Genomic DNA, 19,957 nt, shown 5'->3' with positions numbered 1-19,957 from the left:
TCACTCCGGCGCCGGGCATCAACTGGCCCGCGGGCGGGCCGGCGCCGAATCCGCCCCCGGGGCATGGGTATCCATCACCAGCAAGGCGGCCAGCGCCGCGGCACGGTCGTCAGGCGTCTCTGCTTCCAGCAACGCCTGCTGCTCCGCCGGCTCGAACGGGCAGACCATGCACAGCGTGGTCACCAGCGTCTCGTCCGGCATGCGCTCGATCGCCTCCCAGTTCGCCTCGAAGCCACGGCGGCCGAAGAAGGCCCGCAGGGCGGCGAGCAGCGCGGGACGGTCGAAGCGGGGCATCGGCGCGGCGGGGTCGAGATCGGCGGCGAAACGGACCAGGTCGGCGCGCACCCGCCGGTAGCCGCGGCGCGGCGCCAGTTCCTCGACCACGGTGAAGCGCAGCAGCCCGGTGAGCGTGACCAGGTACCGGCCGTCATCGGTCTCGCTGAAGGAAGACAGCCGACCGAGACAGCCGATGCGGTAGAGCCCTGGCCCGCTCGGCCCGGTCGGCAGCAGGGGGTCGGGCTGGATCATCCCGAAGATCCGCCCGGCCGCCAGTGCGTCCTCGGTCATGGCGAGGTAGCGCGGCTCGAAGATGTTCAACGGCAGCCGCCCCCGCGGCAGCAGCAACGCGCCCGTGAGCGGGAAGACGGGGAACTCCGTCGGCACGTCCTCCAGCCGCGGGCGCGGGTCGTCCATGTCAGCTGAACAGGATCGAGGACAGCTTGCGCCGCGCCGCCGTGGTGGCGGGGTCGTCGAAGCCCCAGGCCTCGAAGAATTTCAGCAACTGCAGGCGCGCGGCGTCCTCGTTCCAGCCGCGCTCGCGGCGGATGATCTCCAGCAGCGCGTCGGCGGCCTCCTCGCGTCGCCCCATGGCGTTGAACGCCGTGGCGAGATCATAGCGTGCCTGATGATCGGCCGGATTGGCGGCCAGCCGGGCCTCGAAGGAGGAAAGCTGGTCGCGCGCCTTGCGGCCCTCGGCGGCCAGGGCGAGCGCGCTGCGGGCGCCGGCGACCTCGGCATGGTCGGCGATCTTCGGCGGCACCTGCTCGAGCGCCTGCTGCGCCTGGTCTTCCTGGCCGAGCGCCATCAGCGCCCGGATGATGCCGCCCCAGGCCTCCGGGTTCTCCGGCTCATCGTGCAGGGCGGCGGAGAACAGCTCGGCCGCCTCCTGGGCGCGGCCTTCCTCCAGCGCGGCCTTCGCCTCGGCGATCAGGTCGGCGCCGGGCATCGCGCCGCCAGCGAGCTTCAGCAGCGCCTCGGCGAAGCGCTTCACCTCCGATTCGGGGACGGCCCCCTGGAACAGGTCGGCGATCTGGCCCTGCCAGAAGGCGGCGACCGTGGGCACCGACTGCAGCGGCAGGCCGAGCTGAACCAGCTGCTGCACCAGGCCGCGGTTCTTGTCGATGTCGATCTTGACCAGCTTCAACCGGCCGCCGGCCTGCCGCACGACCTTCTCGAGCGCCGGGGTGAGCTGCTTGCAGGGCCCGCACCAGGTGGCCCAGAAATCCACGAGCACAGGAACGGTGCGGGACGCGTCGATCACGTCCTGCATGAAGGTCTTCTGATCGCCGTCGATGATCATGGCGTCGCCGGAGGCGCTACCGGCGCCGGCCTGGTTCTGCCCGATGATAAGGTCCATGAAGGGCGTCCTCGCCTTAGATCCCGTCTCGTTTGGGTATAGATGGCACAGCCGGTCCGGGGCACAACCCGGCCGAGGCGGCAGGAGTCGCCGAAATCGCGACGCGGGGCAAGGCGGGGGGACGATCCGATTTTTACGGCGGACCCCCCTTGCAATTGCCGCGGAAGCCGAATAGAAGGCCGACCTCCGCGGACGACGCGGCTGGGGCGCGGGCGTAGCTCAGGGGTAGAGCACAACCTTGCCAAGGTTGGGGTCGAGGGTTCGAATCCCTTCGCCCGCTCCAGTTTTCCAAGACAGTGCAGGCTGTTATATCAGCCGACACAGCACCTCGGTGCTTGCACGTCTGGATGATGTCCACCTCAGAAAACGTGATCGGCGCGACCAGTGCGATGGTATGCGGTCCTCACGCTTGTGGCTGATGCCCACTCATGCGCAACGACGTGCGCCCTGCCCGTCTTTGTGGCGCCTGTCTTGCGACCATGAATGGTCACGCGCTCGTGTCTCGTCACCGGCACACATGGTGTGACTGCCGGAAGGTCGCATGAACGCGCGAGCGCACGCCGGGTTGCAGGTTTGTAGTCCGCACATGACCCCCATGCGATTTCATCCGTGGGTCCATACCGTCCCCCCGCATCTCCATGTCGAATCCAAAACAGGCAGCGAGGTCGGGTTGCCGCGACAGGGGGCACCTCAGCCAGGCCGGAAGTTGGAAGCGCGGCACGGTGTGGGCACGATCCCCTGAAGTGGCGTGGCTTGTCACATTCCAGCAAGTCCGGTATCCAGCGAGAGTCGGTTTCCGCAAGGAATTAATAGGGAATCCGCTGTGGCCCCAGGGTCACGAAACGGAACTGCCCCGCAACTGTAGGCGGCGAGCCCGGTCCAACATGCCACTGGGAGCAATCCCGGGAAGGCCGGACCAGGCGATGACCCGCTAGTCAGGAGACCTGCCGGCGCGCGTAACCTTCCGGCCGGCGAGGGATCCGGGGAGAAGATGTGGATGCTTTGCTTGCTGTGCCGACCTTGGCGATCCGTGGTCCTGCGCCTCAGGCTTGTCGTGCGTCCGCACCATGGCCCTGCCTTTTCCGGCTTTCATCACGATCGGAGAAGCGAGCCATGGCCCCTCTGCGCCTCGCCGTCGCCACGGCAGGCTTTTGCCTGCTGCTGTCTGCCGCCCAGGCTGAACCCACGCAGTATCCGCTGAATGTCGGGAATTGCGGGCACACGCTGACGTTTCCCGCAGCACCACGGAACGTCGTGACGATCGGGCAATCGGTCACCGAAATCCTCTACGCCTTAGGGGTCGGCGACCACATGGCCGGCACCTCGCTCTGGTTCAACGACGTGCTGCCTGCTTTCAAGACGCAGAACGACCAGGTGCCGCGGCTGGACAACAATGCGCCGAGCTTCGAATCGGTTATCAACAAGCGCCCCGGCCTGGTGGCGACGCAGTTCGAGTGGATGATCGGCCCGCAAGGCGTGGTCGGTACGCGCGAGCAGTTCCACAAGCTCGGGGTTCCCACCTACATCATGCCTTCCGACTGCGAAGGCAAGAACAACCAGGTCGGGGCTGACGGTACCCGCACCGCGCCCTTCACCACAGACACACTCTACAAGGGCATCACCCAACTGGCGCAGATCTTCGACCGGCAGGATCGCGGTGCGGAACTGGTCGCCGATCTGCGCAGGCGTGAGGCGACGGCCATCACACGTGCCAGAGCCCTCGGGCTGACGGATGCCTCGGCGGTGTTCTGGTTCTCCAGCGCCGACCTGGATCTCGATCCCTATGTTGCCGGCCGGAAGGGCATCCCGGCTTACATGATGGGGACACTCGGCTTGCGTAACGTGGTCCAATCCGACGAAGAATGGCCCACCGTAGGCTGGGAGACCATCGCGCGCGCCAACCCTTCGGTGATTGTCATCGCGCGCATGGACCGTCGCCGCTTCCCGGCCGATGACTACGAAAGGAAGCTGGCTTTCCTGCGCACTGATCCGGTGACGAAGGAAATGGCAGCGGTGAAGGGCAACCGCATTGTCATCCTTGATGCGCACGCCATGCAGGCCACCATCCGCCTGGTGAGTGGGCTGGAGACGCTGACGGAGGCGATGGCCCGGCTCAGGCAATGACGGCTGGCCTGATGCGCCCCCTGGCTGGCCTGATCGGTCGGGTGATGCTTCATGGCATTTGGATCGCGGCGGTGCTCGCCACCGCGATCCTCGCCGGCATCTGCATCGGCGAGACGCGCATCCCGGCCGGGACAGTGTGGCAGACGCTGGCCAATAATTTCTTTGGCGCCGGCTACAGCCTGGATCGGATCGACCAGGGCATCGTGTGGAACTATCGCCTCACGCGCGCCCTTGTCGCCGCCAGTTGTGGTGCAGGCCTGGCAGTGGCGGGCGTGATCCTCCAATCGTTGTTACGTAACGCTCTGGCCGATCCGTACCTTCTTGGCATCTCCGCGGGCGCTTCGACCGGGGCGGTGCTGGTCACGGTGGCAGGCCTGGGCGCCGGGGCCGTGTCGATGTCGGCGGGCGCCTTCGCCGGATCGCTCGCCGCGTTTCTACTCGTGGCGCTGTTGGCACATGCCTCCGGCGGCGGGTCGGGATCGCGCGGTACAGCGCAGATCGTGCTGGCGGGGATTGCCGGTTCGCAGCTTTTCAATGCGCTGACTGCCCTCATCATCACCCGCTCGGCCAGCGCCGAGCAGGCGCGCGGCATCCTGTTCTGGCTGCTCGGCAATCTCAGCGGGGCGCGCTGGGACAACGTGACGACGGCGGTGCCGGTGGCGATCGGCGTCACACTGCTGTGCCTGTGGCAGGCGCGGGCGCTGGATGCCTTCACGTTCGGTGCCGATTCCGCGGTCTCACTGGGGGTGCCGGTTCGGCAGGTGCAGGCCTTGCTGATTCTCTGTGCCTCGCTGGCAACGGCGGTGATGGTCAGCATCGTCGGCAGCATTGGTTTCGTCGGCCTGGTGGTGCCACATGCTGCGCGCTTCCTGGTGGGACCGCGCCATTCCCGGCTGGTGCCTGCCTCGGCCCTGATGGGAGCCATATTCCTGATTCTGGCCGATGTCGTGTCACGCATCGCCGTGCAGGGCCAGGTGCTCCCCATCGGCGTCGTCACCTCGCTGGTCGGCGCACCGGTGTTTGCCCTCATCCTGGTGCGCAGGCGATCCGCGCGATGATCCTGAAAGCGGACCAGATTGGCTGGTCGGTGCGCGGCACGTCGATCGTGCGGGATGTCAGCCTGACGGTGGCGGAAGGGGAGATGGTGGGTCTGATCGGCCCCAACGGGTCGGGCAAGTCATCGCTGCTGCGACTGCTGTCGGGGGTCTTGCGTCCTGCAACCGGCCAGGTGTGGCTGGAAGGGCGGCCGCTGGCGCACATGCGACGGCGGGAGATTGCCCAGGCAATGGCCGTGGTAGAGCAACAGGCCGAGACCACCGACCGCATCACAGTGCGCGACGCCGTGGAGCTGGGGCGAACGCCGTGGCTCTCGGCCCTGCGGCCATGGTCCGACGTCGACAACGCGATCGTCACCGAGGCGCTGGCCATGGTGAAGATGTCTGACTTTGCCACGCGCGACTGGGCAACATTGTCGGGCGGGGAACGTCAGCGCGTGCATATCGCCCGCGCCCTGGCGCAGCGTCCGCGGGTTCTGCTGCTGGACGAGCCGACTAACCATCTCGATATCCACCACCAGATTTCCATTTTGCAGCTCATCGCCGGCCTGTCGCTGACCACGGTGATCGCCCTGCACGACCTGAACCAGGCCATGGGCTGCGACCGCCTGGGCGTCATGCATCGTGGTCACCTGGTGGCGTTGGGCCCTCCAGCCGAAGTGCTGCGCGCCAGCCTGCTGCACGATGTCTTCGGTGTCCGCGCCAGTTTCCTCACCGATCCCGCCGACGGGGCGCGGATCATTCGCTTCCATTCACTGTCATGAGGAGAATCCGTGATGCGCCTGCCTGTTCTGTTGCTGCTGCTGGCCGCCACGACCGCCGCCCATGCTGAGCGCTACGAGGTAAAGATGCTCAACAGAAACGATACCGGCGGCATGGTGTACGAGCCGGACTATCTGCGCCTGCAGCCGGGCGACAGCGTGAAGTTCCTCGCCACCAGCGTGACCCACAACGCTGCCTCCATACTCGAAATGCTGCCGGCAGGCGCGGAGTCTTTCAAGGGCCGCATCAACGAGGAGATCGATGTGACCTTCACGCAGCCAGGCACCTACGGCATTCGCTGCATTCCCCACTACATGATGGGCATGGTGATGCTGGTGCAGGTCGGCGACGCCTCGCTGGATACGATATCTGTTCCGGATACGGTGCCGGTCCAGGCGCGGAAGCGCTTCGAGGAAATCATCGTACGGGCCCGACAGGCGCAGCAGGCGGTGCCGCCGGCGCGGGATGCCCGGTGATTTCCACCCTGCCCCCGGCACGCTGCGCTTCATGATCTCCGATGATGACTGAACCGGCCCCGGGTCTGGCTGCAACTGTAATCCCGACGCTCATTTGGCACTTCAATATCGCCACCAACGCCGCACTGCTGCCCGGCAGTCAGCAGAGGCACCGGCCCCGGCCCCGGCCGCCTGGGATCGATCAGCCCCGCCGGACCAGCCGCGTCAAACGTCACCACGCAGTCCCGAACGATCTGCGGCATGACCCCGCCGATCTTCGCCTCCTCCGCTCGACTCGCCCGCATGGAACGAGATCGTGAGCCTCCCCTGGGCGGCCCGGCCAGATCACATCGCGGCTCCGGACAGGCCGATGGCCCTCGAAATCGCCTTGCCAGGGGCTGTGCCACGCGCCCCGGCACAGGCTCCGCTCCGGCATTGCATACTTGCCGATCCGCACCATGTCGCGCACAATAAAGGTTTGGCCTGGGATGCCCCCGGATGGGACCGTCCGCCCCCCGGCAATACCTGACCAGGCCCGGTCCGTCCTCACGGCACGGGCCCTTCGCAGAAGGAAGGGGACTATGTTCGACGAGGACTCTCTGCTCGTCCGCGCCTTTGGCTGGTTCGTCAAGCCGGCCCTGATCGGGCTGGTCGGCTGGCTGTTGATCTGGATCGCCGGAGCCGGCGGACAGGGGGTGGCGGCCTATGCCGCGCTCGGCGCCGCCGTGGCCTATGCCCGCGCCGGCTTCGGCTGGCCCCCGAACAACGGCGACTGGGCGCCGCTGGCCGGCATCCTGTGGCCGCTGGTGGCGGTGCGCGACATCATCCCCCACCTGCTGGACAAGCCGGAGCAGGACGTCACGCCGGCGCCGGACGATTTATCCACCAACGTCGCCTTCCTGGAACCGCCGCGGCCACGCCCGACCGCCTGACCTGCCGCGGATCCAGCCAACATCACGACACCGGCCGGGCCAGGGCGTCCCCGTGACGTCCCACCCGGCCGAGCAGCGCTGCGGCGAGCCCGGCCGCCACTGCATCCTCCGCCAGCGCCCGCCCCCAATTGGCGCCGGAACCCGTGACGCCCCCACGGGCCGCCCGCCCCAGCAGGGTGCCCGTTGCCGCCCCTGCGATGCCCGCCAGGCCCCCTGCCGGCAACGACGCATCCCGCCCTGCCAGCGCCGCCCCACCGGCCGCGCCGATCGCCAATCGCGCCAGGAAAGACGGCAGGATGCGGCGGTCGGGGGCGAACGGCATCTTGTCGCCCGCCATCTCGGCCAGGGCCGCGGCCGTTAGCAGTCCACGCGTCGCGCCGCCACCGGGGATCCAGGTGAGTCGCGCCTGCCCACGCGCGGCAGCCTGGCTCAGCGCGGCGCAGGCCGTCATGCTGCGCAACCCTGCCACGAAGCCAATGACGAATGACGCCCCGTATCGCGCCATCGCACGGCCAGGCACCGGCGCCGCGATGACCGCCCTGGTCGCGATGGCTGGCCCTGTTTCGTCCATGCGCCCCTCCCGCTGATGCCGAGGGAAAGCACCGGACAGGAAGGCGGTTGCCGCACGCACGATGATGGGAAGGCGATGACCGGGGGAAGGTGATAACCGGGCCAGCGCAGGATGGCTGCCGGCTATTTCATTGCAGATAAAATTCGTTCCTTAAAAAGAAATTCCTTCGTGCGAGCAACGTCCGCATCAGATCGTCATGCACGGCCAAGCATAGCGCCACTCACGGTCCTGCACTGATCTCACAGAGTAGTTTGAATACTTCGTACTTTGCACGAATTGACCTGCATCAAGGACGCGCGATGATATGGCCGCAAATCTCATATCGGCCCAAAAACACTTGCCGCGCATTTGCGCCGGCCGGGCCCAATCAAACCTGGCACACGGCAGGAGACAGGAACATTGCTTACCCGCAGTGACTTCATTCGCCATATCATTCCAGGCGCCGCCGGAGTTGCGTTATTTCCTCATCTCGCACGCGCAGCCTCGGGGGCCGGCGGAATTACCGATGGACGCGTGGTGGCGAACACCTGTCTCGGCCCGCTCTGGATGATCAAGCAAGGCGGCAAGGTGGTCGGCATCGAGCAGCTTGCCCAGGACGGCGCGTCCAACCCGCTGCTGCAGGCCATGCCGGACCGGCTTTATAACCGCGCCCGCGTGCAGGCCCCGATGGTGCGCCGCGACTTCCTGAAGAACCGCGAAAAAAGCGACCGCACCACCCGCGGCAACAACGACTTCGTCGAGGTCAGTTGGGACGAGGCACTCTCGCTGGTATCCTCGGAGATGCAGCGGGTGAAGGCGCGCTACGGCAATGCCTCGCTGCACAAGGGCAAGAGTTCCTGGAGCTCCAACCACGCGCATGTGCACCGGCTGGAGCCGATGCTGCAGCGCTTCCTGAACGGGTTCGGCGGCTCATCCACCTTCTTCGGCAACTACAGCAATCAGGCCATTTCAGAGATTCTGCCGACCGTCGCCTGGGGCAGCGTATCCGCGGCCTCCGACTGGCCGGTGATCCGCGGCAACGCGAAGCTGATGCTGCTCTGGGGCGCCAACCCGTTGGTGACCAGCCGCATCCTCTCGGCACGCTACAGCACGAAGAACTGGCTGGAGCTGAAGAATTCCGGCATCGATCTGATCGCGATCGACCCGGTGCGCAGCGAGACCATCCGCGAGCTGGGGGCACGCTGGATCCCGATCGCGCCGAACACTGACGTCGCCCTGGCGCTTGGCATGATGCACGTGCTGCTCAGCGAAAACCGGCACGACGCCAAATTTCTCTCGACCTACGCCTTCGGCTTCGCCGAATTCGCCAAATACCTGACCGGCGAGACCGACGGCACGCCGAAAGACCCCGCCTGGGCGGCGAAGATCACAGGGGTGCCCGCCGAGACCATCGTGGAGCTGGCACGCAAGATGGCCGGCACCCGCACCACCATCGCCTGCGGCTGGTCGGTGCAGCGGCAGCACCATGGCGAACAGGCCCCCTGGGCGCTGGTGTCGCTCGCCGCGATGCTGGGCCAGATCGGCCTGCCCGGCGGCGGCATCACCTTTGGCCTGCACTATGGCGATGGCGGCATGCCCAATCCACGCATGCCCGTGGTCGGCGGCATGTCCAGTGGCCCCAACCCGGTCAACGCCATCTTCCCGATCGCGCGCCTGTCCGATGCCTGGACCACGCCGGGCAAGACCATCGAGTACAAAGGCAAGACGATCACCTACCCGGATGTCCGCCTGGTCTACATCTCGGGCGGCAACCAGCTCACGCATCACCAGGACACCAACCGCCTGATCAAGGCATTCCGCGCCCCCGAGACCATCGTGGTGCACGAACCCTGGTGGACGCCGACCGCGCGCTTCGCCGACATCGTGCTGCCGGCGGCCTGCGACCTGGAACGCGACGAGGTCGGCCAGGTACGCAACCTGATCCTGGCCTGCAAGGCAGTGGTGGCGCCGCAGCACAAGTCGCGTGTGGACTACGACATCTTCGCGGAACTGTCCGACCGCCTAGGCTTCCGCGAAAAGTTCACCGAAGGCCGGACGGTGATGGACTGGGTGCGCTTCTTCTACGACCAGGCGCGCGCGCAGTCGAAGGCGGTGCCGATGCCGGAATTCGATGCGTTCTGGAACGGCGACGGCGTCCTGGAATTCCCGATGGGCAAGGGCGACTATGTCCATCTGGCGGATTTCCGGGCCGATCCGCTGCTCAATCCGCTCGGCACGGCCACCGGCAAGATCGAGATCGTGTCGCGCGCCGTCGGCAAGCTCCGCTATGACGACTGCCCGACGCACCCGACCTGGCTGGAGCCGGTCGAATGGAAGGGCAGCGCCGCGGCCAAGGACTATCCGTTGCAGCTGGTATCGGCGCACCCGATGTACCGCCTGCACTCGCAGATGGACAACACCGATGCCGGCGCCCGCTACAAGGTGGCCGGACGCGAGCCCGTCATCATCAACACCGCGGATGCCGCCGCGCGCGGCATCGCCAACGGCGATGTGGTGCGGCTGTTCAACGGTCGCGGCCAGACCCTGGCCGGCGCCGTCGTCACCGACGACATCTCCAAGGGAACGGTGTGCCTGCATGAAGGGTCCTGGTACGACCCGCTGAAGCCGGGCGAGATCGGCACGCTGGACAAGCAGGGCAATGCCAACGTGCTCACCCTGGACGAGCCGCTGACCTCGCGCTTCGCCCAGGCGACGATCGCCGGCACCACGCTGGTGCAGATCGAGAAGTTCGCCGGCACGCCGCCGGCCGTGACCGCCTACAACCAGCCCGCTGCCTAGCAGCGGCCACTGCCCCGGTGCCCCATGCATGGAGCGCCGGGGTGGCACGGACGGGGTGGAAGAGCCTTCGGAATGCTCTTCCGCCCCGCCTGCCGTCGGATCGCCGGCAACGGGTCACCCCTCCGCCCGCAGGTTGCCCCCGCACATCTCTTGCCTGCGGCGGCCCTTGATCCTCGCAGGACATTTGTCACGGTGATGGTACAGCATCTGGCAGTGCAGGCACTGGATGCATTCGTTGGGATTGATGCGCCCGTCCGGTTCGATGGCCTGCACCGGGCAGGCATGGGCGCAGCGCTGACAGGGGGTGCCGCAATCACGGTGCCGGCGCAACCAATCGAACAGGCGCAGCCGCGCTGGAATCGCCAGGGCGGCACCGAGCGGGCACAGATAGCGACAAAAACAGCGCTCGACGACCAGGCCGGCAAGCAACGGCGCCAGCGCGGCAAGCACGAAGGGCCAGTCCCGCACGAAGCGCAGGACGATGGCGGTCTTGAACGGTTCCAGCTCCGCCAGGCGCTCGGCCGCAGCGAAGGCCCCGAGCGAGACGCCGAACAAGCCGAGGAACAGCACGTACTTTATCGCACCGAGGCGTTGATGCACGGCATGCGGAACGGCCCATTGCCGCAAGCCAAGCGCGCGGGCAAAGCGGTTGAGCAATTCCTGCGCCGCACCATAGGGACAAAGCCAGCCGCAGAAAGCGCCGCGATTCCAGAACAGCACTGCCACCGCGGTGGCCGACCACAGGATGAAGATCAGCGGCGCGGCCAGGAACGCATCCCACCGGAAGTCCGCCCGCAGGGCCGCGGCGAAGGCGAGCACGTTCACCACCGAAAGCTGCGCCTGCGCATACCAGCCAAGCCAGAGCAGGGTGAAGGCAAGAAAGCCCAGTCGCAGCCTGTCGTACAGCACGGGTCGGCGCGCGAACCAATCCTGGCAGAAGAAAATCACCGTCAGCACCAGCAGGGCCGCCGCCAGCACGGCGATCCGCCCGGAACTCGCCTGCCACAAGGCATGCCACATGGGCGGATCGGCCAACGGGACGTTCCCGGCATCGGCCTGGTCAGATGGCGTGGCCGCCTGCCCCCCGGTCACGATACCGCCGTACTGGCGAAACATCAGGACAGCCGAGCGCAGGATGGAATCGCCGATCGCCATCATGCTCACCGTGGCACCGCTGATCAGATCCACCGGGCGGCGTTCCGCGATCGAGGTGATGCCGTCGATGTCACTGCCGACATAGCTCTGCACCAGTGCGTCGATACGCTCGGGGGGCACCCCGCTCAGCAGCAGCGGTTCGTGATGCTCCACCAGCTTCACGCCGCTGATTCTCCAGTCGGTGCCGAGGCCGACCAGGATCAGGATGGGCCAGCCCGCATAGCCCGGCGTGGCGGTGACATCGGTATTGAGATAGGCCCAGCCCAGCAACCGATTGCCCGCATAGGCCGGGGCGCGCGGCGGCGTGCCCTCCGGCGGGCCGAAGCGATCGGTGCCGGGAACGAGCGCGGACGGCGCAACCTGGCCCAGCAGATCGGCAAGACGCTGGGCGCGGACGGGACCGGCCAGGGCAAGTCCAAGCGCGATGCAGACCAGGATCGTCGCAGGTCGATGCAGACTGGCACGGGGCAGGTGAAACATCTGGGCACCTTCGGGACGGCCAGCAGGCCCGTGCGCCGCGGCAACCGCAAGTGCGCTTGCCGACACAGAGACATGCGCGCGTAGGGACCGGCATGGGCAGCATCGGGCTGACGGGCCTGCGTGCATGAAAGGGGCAGGCATGTTCCAACGATCGCTGGGCCGCCTCGTGGTGATACTGCAATGGCAGTTCGTCATCGCCCTGATCGTCATGACCGCCGCGCTGGCACTGCGCGAGTGGTCGGCCTATGCCGAGGCACGACGCATCGTCACGCTGGCGCATGCCGACCGAACCCTGTTCGACGGGATCGTCGGCATCCGGGCCGAAGTAGGGGTCAGCGGCGTCGCGCTGCTGTCCAGCGACGATCCCTCGGACATCCTCGCCGCCTCCGCTCGTCGGGTGAACGATTTCACCGCCGCCGCCCTGGCGGCCCTGGCCAGGTCACGGCCCGATGGCGGCGTCCGGCTTGCCGACGCGATCGCGGAGGCGCAGCGCGTGGTGGATACACGGTGGTCGTTGCTCGCGGATGCCATGGCCCCGCCACTGTCCCACCGCGACGTGCGCCCGACCGAGCCGTGGCGCTTCGCCATGTTCGATCTGTCGGGACGGATCGTCGATGCCTCGAACAGCATCGGCAACGCGCTGCGCATGCTTGACCCGCCGGTCGCCGAGTTACTGCAGGTGCGCACCGCCGCCGCCACTATTCGCGAGCACTTCGGCCGCCCCTGTTCCGACCTGCGCCAGAACGTGCAGGAAAGCCGGCCGCTTTCCCTGGCACAGCACGCGGAGTGGCGCGAGCATGTCGGCGCCTACACCTCGCGCTGGCAGGATCTGGAGGAATTGCTGCGCCGGCCGGCCGCGCCGGAGCGGCTGCGTGCCGATCTGCAGGAGGCCCAGGCAGCCACGGCGGCGGCGCAGGCCCGCATGGATGCCATCATCCACGGGCTGGACGGATCCGGGCAGCCCGCCATGGCCGCGGCGGACTGGTCAGGTCTGTGCGTGGCGGCCTATGGAACCATCATCCGGCTTGGCCACGATGCGCTCGATCTGGCGGTGGACCATGCCCGGACACGCCAGGGGCAGGCGCTGGCCATGCTCGCGGTCATGGCGGCCGTGGCCGTCACCGTGACCATGGCCGGCGCCTTCGCCATCTGGGCCGTGCAACGACGGTTGATCCGCCCCCTGCGGGCGCTGGTGGTGGCAATCGAGCGCCTGTCGCGGCAGGATCTGCAGACCGCCGTGCCCGCGACCGGCTTCGCCGACGAACTCGGGGCCATGGCCGGCGCGCTGGAGCGGTTGCGCGCCAGTTCGCTGGAGACGCAGCGGTTGCAGGGCGAACTGGCGCGGCTGCGCGAGGCGGAGTTCGCGCAGGCGAACCAGCTCAGCCGGGCGAAATCCGCTTTCCTGGCGACGATGAGCCACGAGGTGCGCACGCCGCTGCACGGCATCCTCGGCATGGCGCAGTTGCTGGAAGACAGCCCGCTCTCACCCGCGCAACGACGCTGGCTGGCGGCGATCTCCAGTTCCGGGACGATGCTGCTGGCGTTGCTGAATGATGTGCTCGACTTCTCCAAGATCGAGGCCGGGCGCATGGAGCTGGAGCGGATCGATTTCAACCCGGCCGAACTGCTGCGCACGATCACTGCCTCGATGGCACCGCAGGCGACCGGCAAGGGGGTAGCCTGCCGCCTGGCGATCGACGACCTTCCGCCACGGCTGGTCGGTGATCCGGCCAAGCTCGGCCAGGTGCTGATGAACCTGATTGGTAACGCCATCAAGTTCACCGAGCGCGGCGAGGTGGTGGTGACGGCCCGGGCCTGGATCGAACCCGCGACAGGGAAGACGGCATCGCTCGAAGTGCAGGTCCGCGACACCGGCATCGGCATCGCCCCGGAGGCCATGCCGCATCTGTTCGACGCCTTCGCCCAGAGTGATTCATCGATCACCCGCCGCTTCGGCGGCACCGGCCTGGGGCTGGCCATCGTGCAGCGCATCGTCGCGGCGATGAGCGGCTCGATCACCGCCGACAGCGCGCCGGGGCAGGGCAGCGTCTTCACGCTGCGGGTCCCGCTGGCCATGGCGGAAGCTCCGCTTTCCGTCCGGGAAGCCGAGGATACGCTGCCCGAAGCGTTGCCGTGCCTGAGCGTACTGCTGGCCGAGGACAACGAGGTCAACGCGGCGGTGTCCAGTGCCATGCTGGAACAGATGGGTCATGGCGTGACGCTGGCGCGGGACGGGCTGGCGGCGGCGGCGTTGGCCGAGACCACGGATTTCGATGTGATCATGACGGATCTGTCGATGCCGGGACTCGACGGGCTGGGCCTGTGCCGACGCATTCGTGCCATGGCGCACCCGACCCGTCGGGACGTGCCGGTGATCGCTCTCACCGCCGATGTCTCGCCTGGGCGAATGCAGGATTGCTTAACCGTGGGCATGACGGCGTTCCTGGCCAAGCCGTTCCGCCGCGACGAACTTCGCCGGGTGCTGGGCGAGGCGATCGGTATCTTCAGCCTCGCGCCGGCGGATGCGGCGCAGGCCTCGCCCACCCCACGCCGCGTGCTGGCCGAGCGCGCGCGCGACCTGGGCGCCGAGCGGGCCGGCCGCATCGTGGCGCTGTTCCTGGCCACGGCGCCGGACCTGCAGGCGGCCCTGTCACGACATGCCGCCACCGGCGCGCTGCCCCCCTTGCGCGAGGCGGCGCATCAGCTCAAGGGCGCGGCAGCGCAGGTCGGGCTGGCGGAATTGCAGGATCTGGCGGAAGCCGTGCAGCGGGCAGCCGAGTCAGGTTCCATCACGGCGACGCGTGCCGCGGTGGTGGCAGTCATCGCGATCATGCCGACAGCACTGGCGGATTTGCAGACCGCCTGGGACGAGGCGGCCGCCGGGGATCAGGCGTGCAGGGCGTAGCCGATGCCGTGCTCCGTCACGATCAGCCGTGGATGCGCCGGATCCGCCTCGATCTTGCGGCGCAGCCGTGCCACGAGAACATCCACGGTCCGGTCATTGGGCGCCCAGTCGCGATGGCTGATCGCATCCAGCAGGCTGTCGCGCGTCAGCACGTGCCCCGGCCGGCGCGCCAGCGCGGCGAGCAGGTCGAATTCGCCGCGCGTCAACCGCACCTCCTCCCCGCCCGGCGAGGTCAGGCGCCGAAGCGAAAAGTCAATGCTCCAGCCCGCGAAACGACGAACCATGCGGTCCGGCCCGGATGAATACGAACTGGCACCGATCCGACGCAGCACGGTGCGGGCCCGCGCCAGCAGCTCACGCGGCGAGAACGGTTTGGTGACATAATCATCGGCACCGAGCTCCAGGCCCAGCACGCGATCCACCTCGTCCCCCCGGGCCGAAACCAGGATCACCGGCAGGGCACTCTGGGCGCGCAATTCGCGCATGATGGCCAATCCATCTTCGTCAGGCAGACGGATATCCAGCAACAGCAGGTCCGGCGTTTCCCGCGCCAACACAGCGCGCAGGCCGGCACCACTGCCCACGGCGGTCACACGGAAACCTTCGCGCTCGAAATAGGCCGTGATCGATTCACGGGCTACCGGCTCGTCGTCCACCACCAGCACATGGCGGCCTTGCGCCGCAGCCCCTCTTGTCGTGCATGGCTCCGATAACATGCCACCCTCACCGGTTCACCTCCTGTTAACACAAGGACAAACCCGGTTCACAGCAATAATCTAGAAAAAGCCGTAATGGCCCGTCGTCCCGACGGGACGCCCCCGGGAGCAGGACATGCTGGCGTGGATCAGAAAAGCCTGGCGCGAGCCTGGCATCAAAATCGGACTGGGAGGCATGATCGCCCTCGTCGCCGTGGCCGTGGCCGGCACGCTTGCCGCCGGCGGTGCCGTATCGGTGGCGCTCGATCGTTCAAGCACGCTGGAATTCTGCGTCTCCTGCCACAGCATGCAGGCGCCCTATACCGAGTACCAGGCCTCGCCACATTTCCGCAACGCCTCCGGCGTGCGTGCGGTGTGCTCGGATTGCCATGTGCCGCACGAGACCGGACCGAAGCTGCTGGCCAAGCTGGGGGCGGCGAAGGATGTCTGGCACGAGGCGCTGGGCACCATCGACACGCCGGAGAAGTTCGAGCGCAACCGACTGCGCATGGCGCAACAGGTCTGGGCCCGGATGGAAGCGACTGATTCGCGTGAGTGCCGTTCCTGTCACCTCGCGTCGGCCATGGACCCGCACAAGCAACGACCGAAATCCGACCAGATGACCAAGGGCCTTGCCAAGGGCGAGAGCTGCATCGCCTGCCACAAGGGCATCGCCCACAAGCTGCCTGACATGTCCAGCGGCTACCGCGCCACCTGGGAGCAACTGGTCGCCGATGCGGCCAGCGAAGGTGCGCGGGCGAACGATCTCTACACGCTGGCCACCACACCGTTCTTCCTCGACCGTCCCGCCGCGGCCCAGGATGGAGAGTCCGCCGGCAAGCTGCTGCCTGCCTCGCCGGTGAAGGTGCTGGCGCGCAATGGCGACTGGGTGCAGGTGCGTGTCAGCGGCTGGGCCCAGGAAGGCGCCGAACGGCTGATCTACGTGGCCAAGGGCCAGCGCATCATGACCGCCGTGATGCCGGATGAAACCACCGAGAAGCTGGAGCGTGGTACCCCCGTGCTGGATCCCGAAACCGAGCTCACCTGGACACCGGTTTCGCTCACGGTGTGGGTCCAGCGCCAGGGATTGTTCTCCGACATCAACCGTCTCTGGGCCTATGGCGCCGAGATGTACCAGGCCAGTTGCAGTTCCTGCCACGGGCTGACGCCGATCAACCACTTCCTGCCCAACCAGTGGACCGGGGCGCTGGCCGACATGAAGAACAACATCACGCTCGACGACGAGCAGTATCGCTTCATGTTGAAGTACCTGCAGATGCACGCGGGGCATTGAGCAGAAGCCGCACCATGTCCCTGTCCCGCGCCGACCTCTTCGCCGGGTTTGCCACCTTCTTTGCTGCGCCGCTGGAACAGGAAGACGTTGCCGCGCTGAGGGCGGATGGCCGGCTCGGTTGCCTCGGGGCACTGCTGCAGCGCCCAGTCTGCCGCCCGCCCCTCCAACGGGCCTGCACCGTGCTCGCCGGCTTCGCCGATACCCCGACGGCGACCAGCCGGTTGAACGCGGCATTCTGCCGGCTCTTCCTGGGGACCGGTGGTCCGCAAGGCACGGTGCCACCCTGCGAATCCGCCTGGCGCGGCACGGGCGGACGGCTGTTTCAGGAACCGACCGCGGAAATGGCCACGTTGCTGGCCACGCATGGGCTCGCCGTCGCCGCGGAGTGCTGCGAGCCGCCGGATCACCTGGCCATCGAATTGTCGCTCATGGCCGCCTTGCTGGCGGCCCCCGATCCCGATGCAACAGCCGTGGCGGCGCTGCGGGAGCGCCTGCTCGGCTGGGTGCCACGCTTCGCCGCGGCGTGCACCACCTGCGACCCGCCCGGCTTCTACGCCGCCCTGGCCACGCTGCTGCACCTCTTCCTGCTGCAGGAAGACGCGGCTGCGTGTGCCGGATCCGAACACGTCCATGAGGAAATGGGTGCATGACCATCCCTGATACCCAGGCCGCCAGCCCCTGTGCGCTGACGCGGCGCCGGCTGCTGGTCTCCGCCGCCGCGCTCGGCGCGACAGCCACGATCGGCGGAATGCCGGGACGCGCCCGCGCCGCCGGCCCGCAGGAAATCCTGAGCGGCTCGCACTGGGGCGCCTTCCACGCCCGCGTCGAGGACGGCCGCTTCGTCAGCCTCCGCCCCTGGGAGAAGGACCCGCGCCCCTCCCCTACCCTCGCCGGCGTGCAGGACATCGTCTACAATCCGGCCCGCATCCGCTACCCGATGGTGCGGCGGGCCTGGCTGGAACAGGGTCCCGGTGCCGCCCCCGAGACCCGGGGCACGGGCGACTTCGTGCGGGTGAGCTGGGACAAGGCGCTCGACCTGGTGGCCGGCGAGATCCGTCGCATGCAGGCCGAGCACGGCCCCTGGGCACTGTTCGGCGGCAGCTATGGCTGGCGCAGCTCCGGGCGCGTCGGCAACCCGCAGACGATGCTGAAGCGCCTGCTGAATCTCAGCGGCGGCTATGTCGAATCCTCGTCCAACTATTCCAAGGCGGCGCTCGAGGGCATCATGCCCTACGTGGTCGGCTCGGTGGAGGCCGAAGGCCAGCAGACCGCGTACGGCACCGTGACCGAGAACACCGAGTTGCTGGTGTTCTGGGCCTGCAGCCCGCTCGGCAACAACCACATCTCCGCCGCCATCCCCGACCATCAGGTCTGGGGTTGGTTCGACGAGCTGGCGAAGCGGGGCAAGAAGGCGATTTTCATTGACCCGGTGCGCACCGATGCCTGCAAGAAGTTGAACGCCGAGTGGATCGCGCCACGACCACACACCGACGTCGCGATGATGATCGGCATCGCCCACACACTGCTAAGCGAGAACCTGCACGACAGCAAGTTCCTCAAGGACTGCACGCGTGGCTTCGATCGCTTCGCCGACTACCTGACCGGCAAGTCCGACGGCATCGCCAAGAGCGTCGAATGGGCCGAGGCGATCTGCGGCATCCCGGCGGCGGTGATCCGCGACCTGGCACGGCGCTTCGCGAAGAACCGCACCATGCTGGTCGGCGGCTGGGCCACGCAGCGCCAGCAGCACGGCGAGCAGGCCCCCTGGATGCTGATCACCCTGGCCTGCATGCTTGGCCAGATCGGCCTGCCCGGCGGTGGCTTCGTGCAGCGCTACCACATCGACGGCGGCGGCGCACCGATGTCGCTTGCTCCGCCGCTCGGCAACGGCATGTCGGCCGGCAAGCGCGTCGAAACCAAGCCCTGGACCGAAGACCGCGGTACCAAGGTGATCCCCTGCGCCCGCATCGTCGACATGCTGCTCAACCCGGGTGGCGAGTACGAGCACAACGGCAAGCGCTTCAAATACCCTGACGTGCGCTTCGCCTACTGGGTTGGCGGCAACCCGTTCCACCACCACCAGGACCGCAATCGACAGGTGGCGGCGTGGAAGAAGTTCGAGACCTTCATCGTCCAGGACTTCCAGTGGACGGCCAGCGCCCGCATGGCGGACATCGTGCTGCCCGCCACCACAACGGTGGAACGCAACGACATCGAACGCGTCGGCCCTTCTGCCGGCGTCGCGATCATGGCGATGCGCAAGATCATCGACCCGGTGTTCGAGGCCCGCAATGACTACGACATCTTCAAGGATCTGGCGAAGCGCCTGGGGGTGGAGCAGCCGTTCACCGAAGGCAAATCGGAGATGGACTGGATCCGCGCGAGCTACGACGCCGCGCTGGCCGCGGCGAAGCCGAAGAACATCCCCATGCCGGATTTCGACAGCTTCTGGAACGGTGCCGGGGTAGTGGAATTCGAGGTTCCCGCCGCATCGAAGAAATGGATCAAATACGCCGCCTTCCGGCAGGACCCGCTGCTCAACCCGTTGCCAACGCCCTCAGGCAAGATCGAGATTTTCTCAACCGCCATCGAACGGATGAAATACGAGGACTGCCCGCCGCACCCGACCTGGATGGAACCGGTCGAGCGCCTCGGCAGGCCTGGCAAGTATCCGCTGCACGTGAACTCCTCGCACCCCGAGCTGCGCCTGCATTCACAGCTCTGTGGCAGCGCAGCGGTGCGCAAGCTGTACGAGGTCGCGGGACGCTCGCCCTGCTGGATCAACCCGGCAGATGCCGCCTCCCGTGGCATCAAGGATGGCGACACGGTGCGGGTGTTCAACGACCGCGGCCAGTGCCTCGCCGGCGCCGTGGTGACCGAGGATATCCGCCCCGGCGTGCTGCGGCTGCAGGAAGGCGCGTGGTACGATCCGCTTGACCCCGGCAAGCCGGACACACTGTGCAAGTTCGGCGACCCGAACGTGCTCACGCCCGATATCGGGACCTCGCGGCTGTCACAGGCAACGTCGGCCTGTACGACGATGGCGGAGGTCGAGAAATTCCAGGGCATGCCGCCGGAAGTGACGGTGTTCACGGCACCGGCGCGGGCGGGCTGA

15 protein-coding genes, 1 tRNA gene and 1 riboswitch are annotated in these 19,957 nt (G+C 67.4%); of the genes, 11 read left to right on the top strand and 5 right to left on the bottom strand.

Translation table 11 applies throughout. From position 1 onward, the window contains the following. Positions 1-18: 18 nt before the first annotated feature. Positions 19-693: an LON peptidase substrate-binding domain-containing protein gene (locus NBY65_RS13015; RefSeq protein ID WP_150040356.1), complete on the bottom strand. Its 675-nt coding sequence runs from the start codon at positions 691-693 to the stop codon at positions 19-21. 1 nt (position 694) lies between these two features. Beyond that, the gene (locus NBY65_RS13010) at positions 695-1,636 is read right to left on the bottom strand and encodes a thioredoxin family protein (RefSeq protein ID WP_150040357.1); all 942 of its coding nucleotides are present in this window, start codon (positions 1,634-1,636) and stop codon (positions 695-697) included. Positions 1,637-1,844: 208 nt separating this feature from the next. On the opposite strand from NBY65_RS13010, the gene NBY65_RS13005 reads away from it, so the two are divergent. From NBY65_RS13005 to NBY65_RS12980, 6 genes are all read left to right on the top strand, one after another. Further along, positions 1,845-1,919: transfer RNA gene (locus tag NBY65_RS13005), tRNA-Gly, on the top strand. A 490-nt stretch (positions 1,920-2,409) separates the two neighbouring features. After that, a riboswitch (cobalamin riboswitch) is annotated at positions 2,410-2,602 on the top strand. Between the two features lie 147 nt (positions 2,603-2,749). Further along, entirely contained in the window at positions 2,750-3,760 is a 1,011-nt protein-coding gene (locus tag NBY65_RS13000; protein ID WP_150040358.1) for an ABC transporter substrate-binding protein, read from the top strand. Further along, entirely contained in the window at positions 3,757-4,818 is a 1,062-nt protein-coding gene (locus tag NBY65_RS12995) for a FecCD family ABC transporter permease (RefSeq protein ID WP_150040359.1), read from the top strand. The genes NBY65_RS13000 and NBY65_RS12995 overlap by 4 nt, the downstream gene beginning before the upstream one ends. Further along, positions 4,815-5,579 carry an ABC transporter ATP-binding protein gene (locus NBY65_RS12990; protein ID WP_150040360.1) on the top strand — a complete coding sequence of 255 codons (765 nt, stop codon included), beginning with the start codon at positions 4,815-4,817 and terminating at the stop codon, positions 5,577-5,579. Before NBY65_RS12995 ends, NBY65_RS12990 begins: the two co-directional genes overlap by 4 nt. Positions 5,580-5,591: 12 nt before the next feature. Then, complete coding sequence (locus NBY65_RS12985; RefSeq protein WP_150040455.1) at positions 5,592-6,053, top strand: pseudoazurin; 462 nt, start codon at positions 5,592-5,594, stop codon at positions 6,051-6,053. Between the two features lie 560 nt (positions 6,054-6,613). Continuing rightward, positions 6,614-6,964: a hypothetical protein gene (locus NBY65_RS12980; protein ID WP_150040361.1), complete on the top strand. Its 351-nt coding sequence runs from the start codon at positions 6,614-6,616 to the stop codon at positions 6,962-6,964. A 22-nt stretch (positions 6,965-6,986) separates the two neighbouring features. Here the strand turns inward: NBY65_RS12980 and NBY65_RS12975 are convergent, their stop codons facing one another. After that, positions 6,987-7,535 carry a hypothetical protein gene (locus NBY65_RS12975; RefSeq protein ID WP_203330450.1) on the bottom strand — a complete coding sequence of 183 codons (549 nt, stop codon included), beginning with the start codon at positions 7,533-7,535 and terminating at the stop codon, positions 6,987-6,989. A gap of 516 nt (positions 7,536-8,051) precedes the next feature. Here NBY65_RS12975 and NBY65_RS12970 point away from each other — a divergent pair. Then, positions 8,052-10,313: a molybdopterin-dependent oxidoreductase gene (locus NBY65_RS12970; RefSeq protein WP_150040362.1), complete on the top strand. Its 2,262-nt coding sequence runs from the start codon at positions 8,052-8,054 to the stop codon at positions 10,311-10,313. A 114-nt stretch (positions 10,314-10,427) separates the two neighbouring features. Here NBY65_RS12970 and NBY65_RS12965 read toward each other — a convergent pair whose 3' ends face one another. Beyond that, complete coding sequence (locus NBY65_RS12965) at positions 10,428-11,948, bottom strand: 4Fe-4S binding protein (RefSeq protein WP_150040363.1); 1,521 nt, start codon at positions 11,946-11,948, stop codon at positions 10,428-10,430. Between the two features lie 139 nt (positions 11,949-12,087). Here NBY65_RS12965 and NBY65_RS12960 point away from each other — a divergent pair, with 139 nt between their 5' ends. After that, the gene (locus NBY65_RS12960; RefSeq protein ID WP_150040364.1) at positions 12,088-14,853 is read left to right on the top strand and encodes an ATP-binding protein; all 2,766 of its coding nucleotides are present in this window, start codon (positions 12,088-12,090) and stop codon (positions 14,851-14,853) included. On the opposite strand, the gene NBY65_RS12955 is transcribed toward NBY65_RS12960, so the two are convergent. Continuing rightward, positions 14,835-15,569 (bottom strand): response regulator, encoded by a 735-nt coding sequence (locus NBY65_RS12955; RefSeq protein WP_150040365.1) that lies wholly within the window; start codon positions 15,567-15,569, stop codon positions 14,835-14,837. The two genes, NBY65_RS12960 and NBY65_RS12955, sit on opposite strands and share 19 nt — an antisense overlap. Before the next feature lie 175 nt (positions 15,570-15,744). On the opposite strand from NBY65_RS12955, the gene NBY65_RS12950 reads away from it, so the two are divergent. The 3 genes from NBY65_RS12950 to torA are packed head-to-tail and all read left to right on the top strand — an operon-like array spanning position 15,745 to position 19,957. Next, the gene (locus NBY65_RS12950; RefSeq protein ID WP_150040366.1) at positions 15,745-16,842 is read left to right on the top strand and encodes a NapC/NirT family cytochrome c; all 1,098 of its coding nucleotides are present in this window, start codon (positions 15,745-15,747) and stop codon (positions 16,840-16,842) included. A 14-nt stretch (positions 16,843-16,856) separates the two neighbouring features. Further along, the gene (locus NBY65_RS12945) at positions 16,857-17,492 is read left to right on the top strand and encodes a molecular chaperone TorD family protein (protein WP_150040367.1); all 636 of its coding nucleotides are present in this window, start codon (positions 16,857-16,859) and stop codon (positions 17,490-17,492) included. Further along, entirely contained in the window at positions 17,489-19,957 is a 2,469-nt protein-coding gene (gene torA / locus NBY65_RS12940; RefSeq protein WP_150040368.1) for a trimethylamine-N-oxide reductase TorA, read from the top strand. Before NBY65_RS12945 ends, torA begins: the two co-directional genes overlap by 4 nt.

Origin of the sequence: Rhodovastum atsumiense, assembly GCF_937425535.1 — a bacterium.
Lineage (GTDB): Bacteria > Pseudomonadota > Alphaproteobacteria > Acetobacterales > Acetobacteraceae > Rhodovastum > Rhodovastum atsumiense.
Note: the sequence above shows the minus strand (reverse complement) of the source record. Positions and strands in the feature narration are given on the sequence as shown.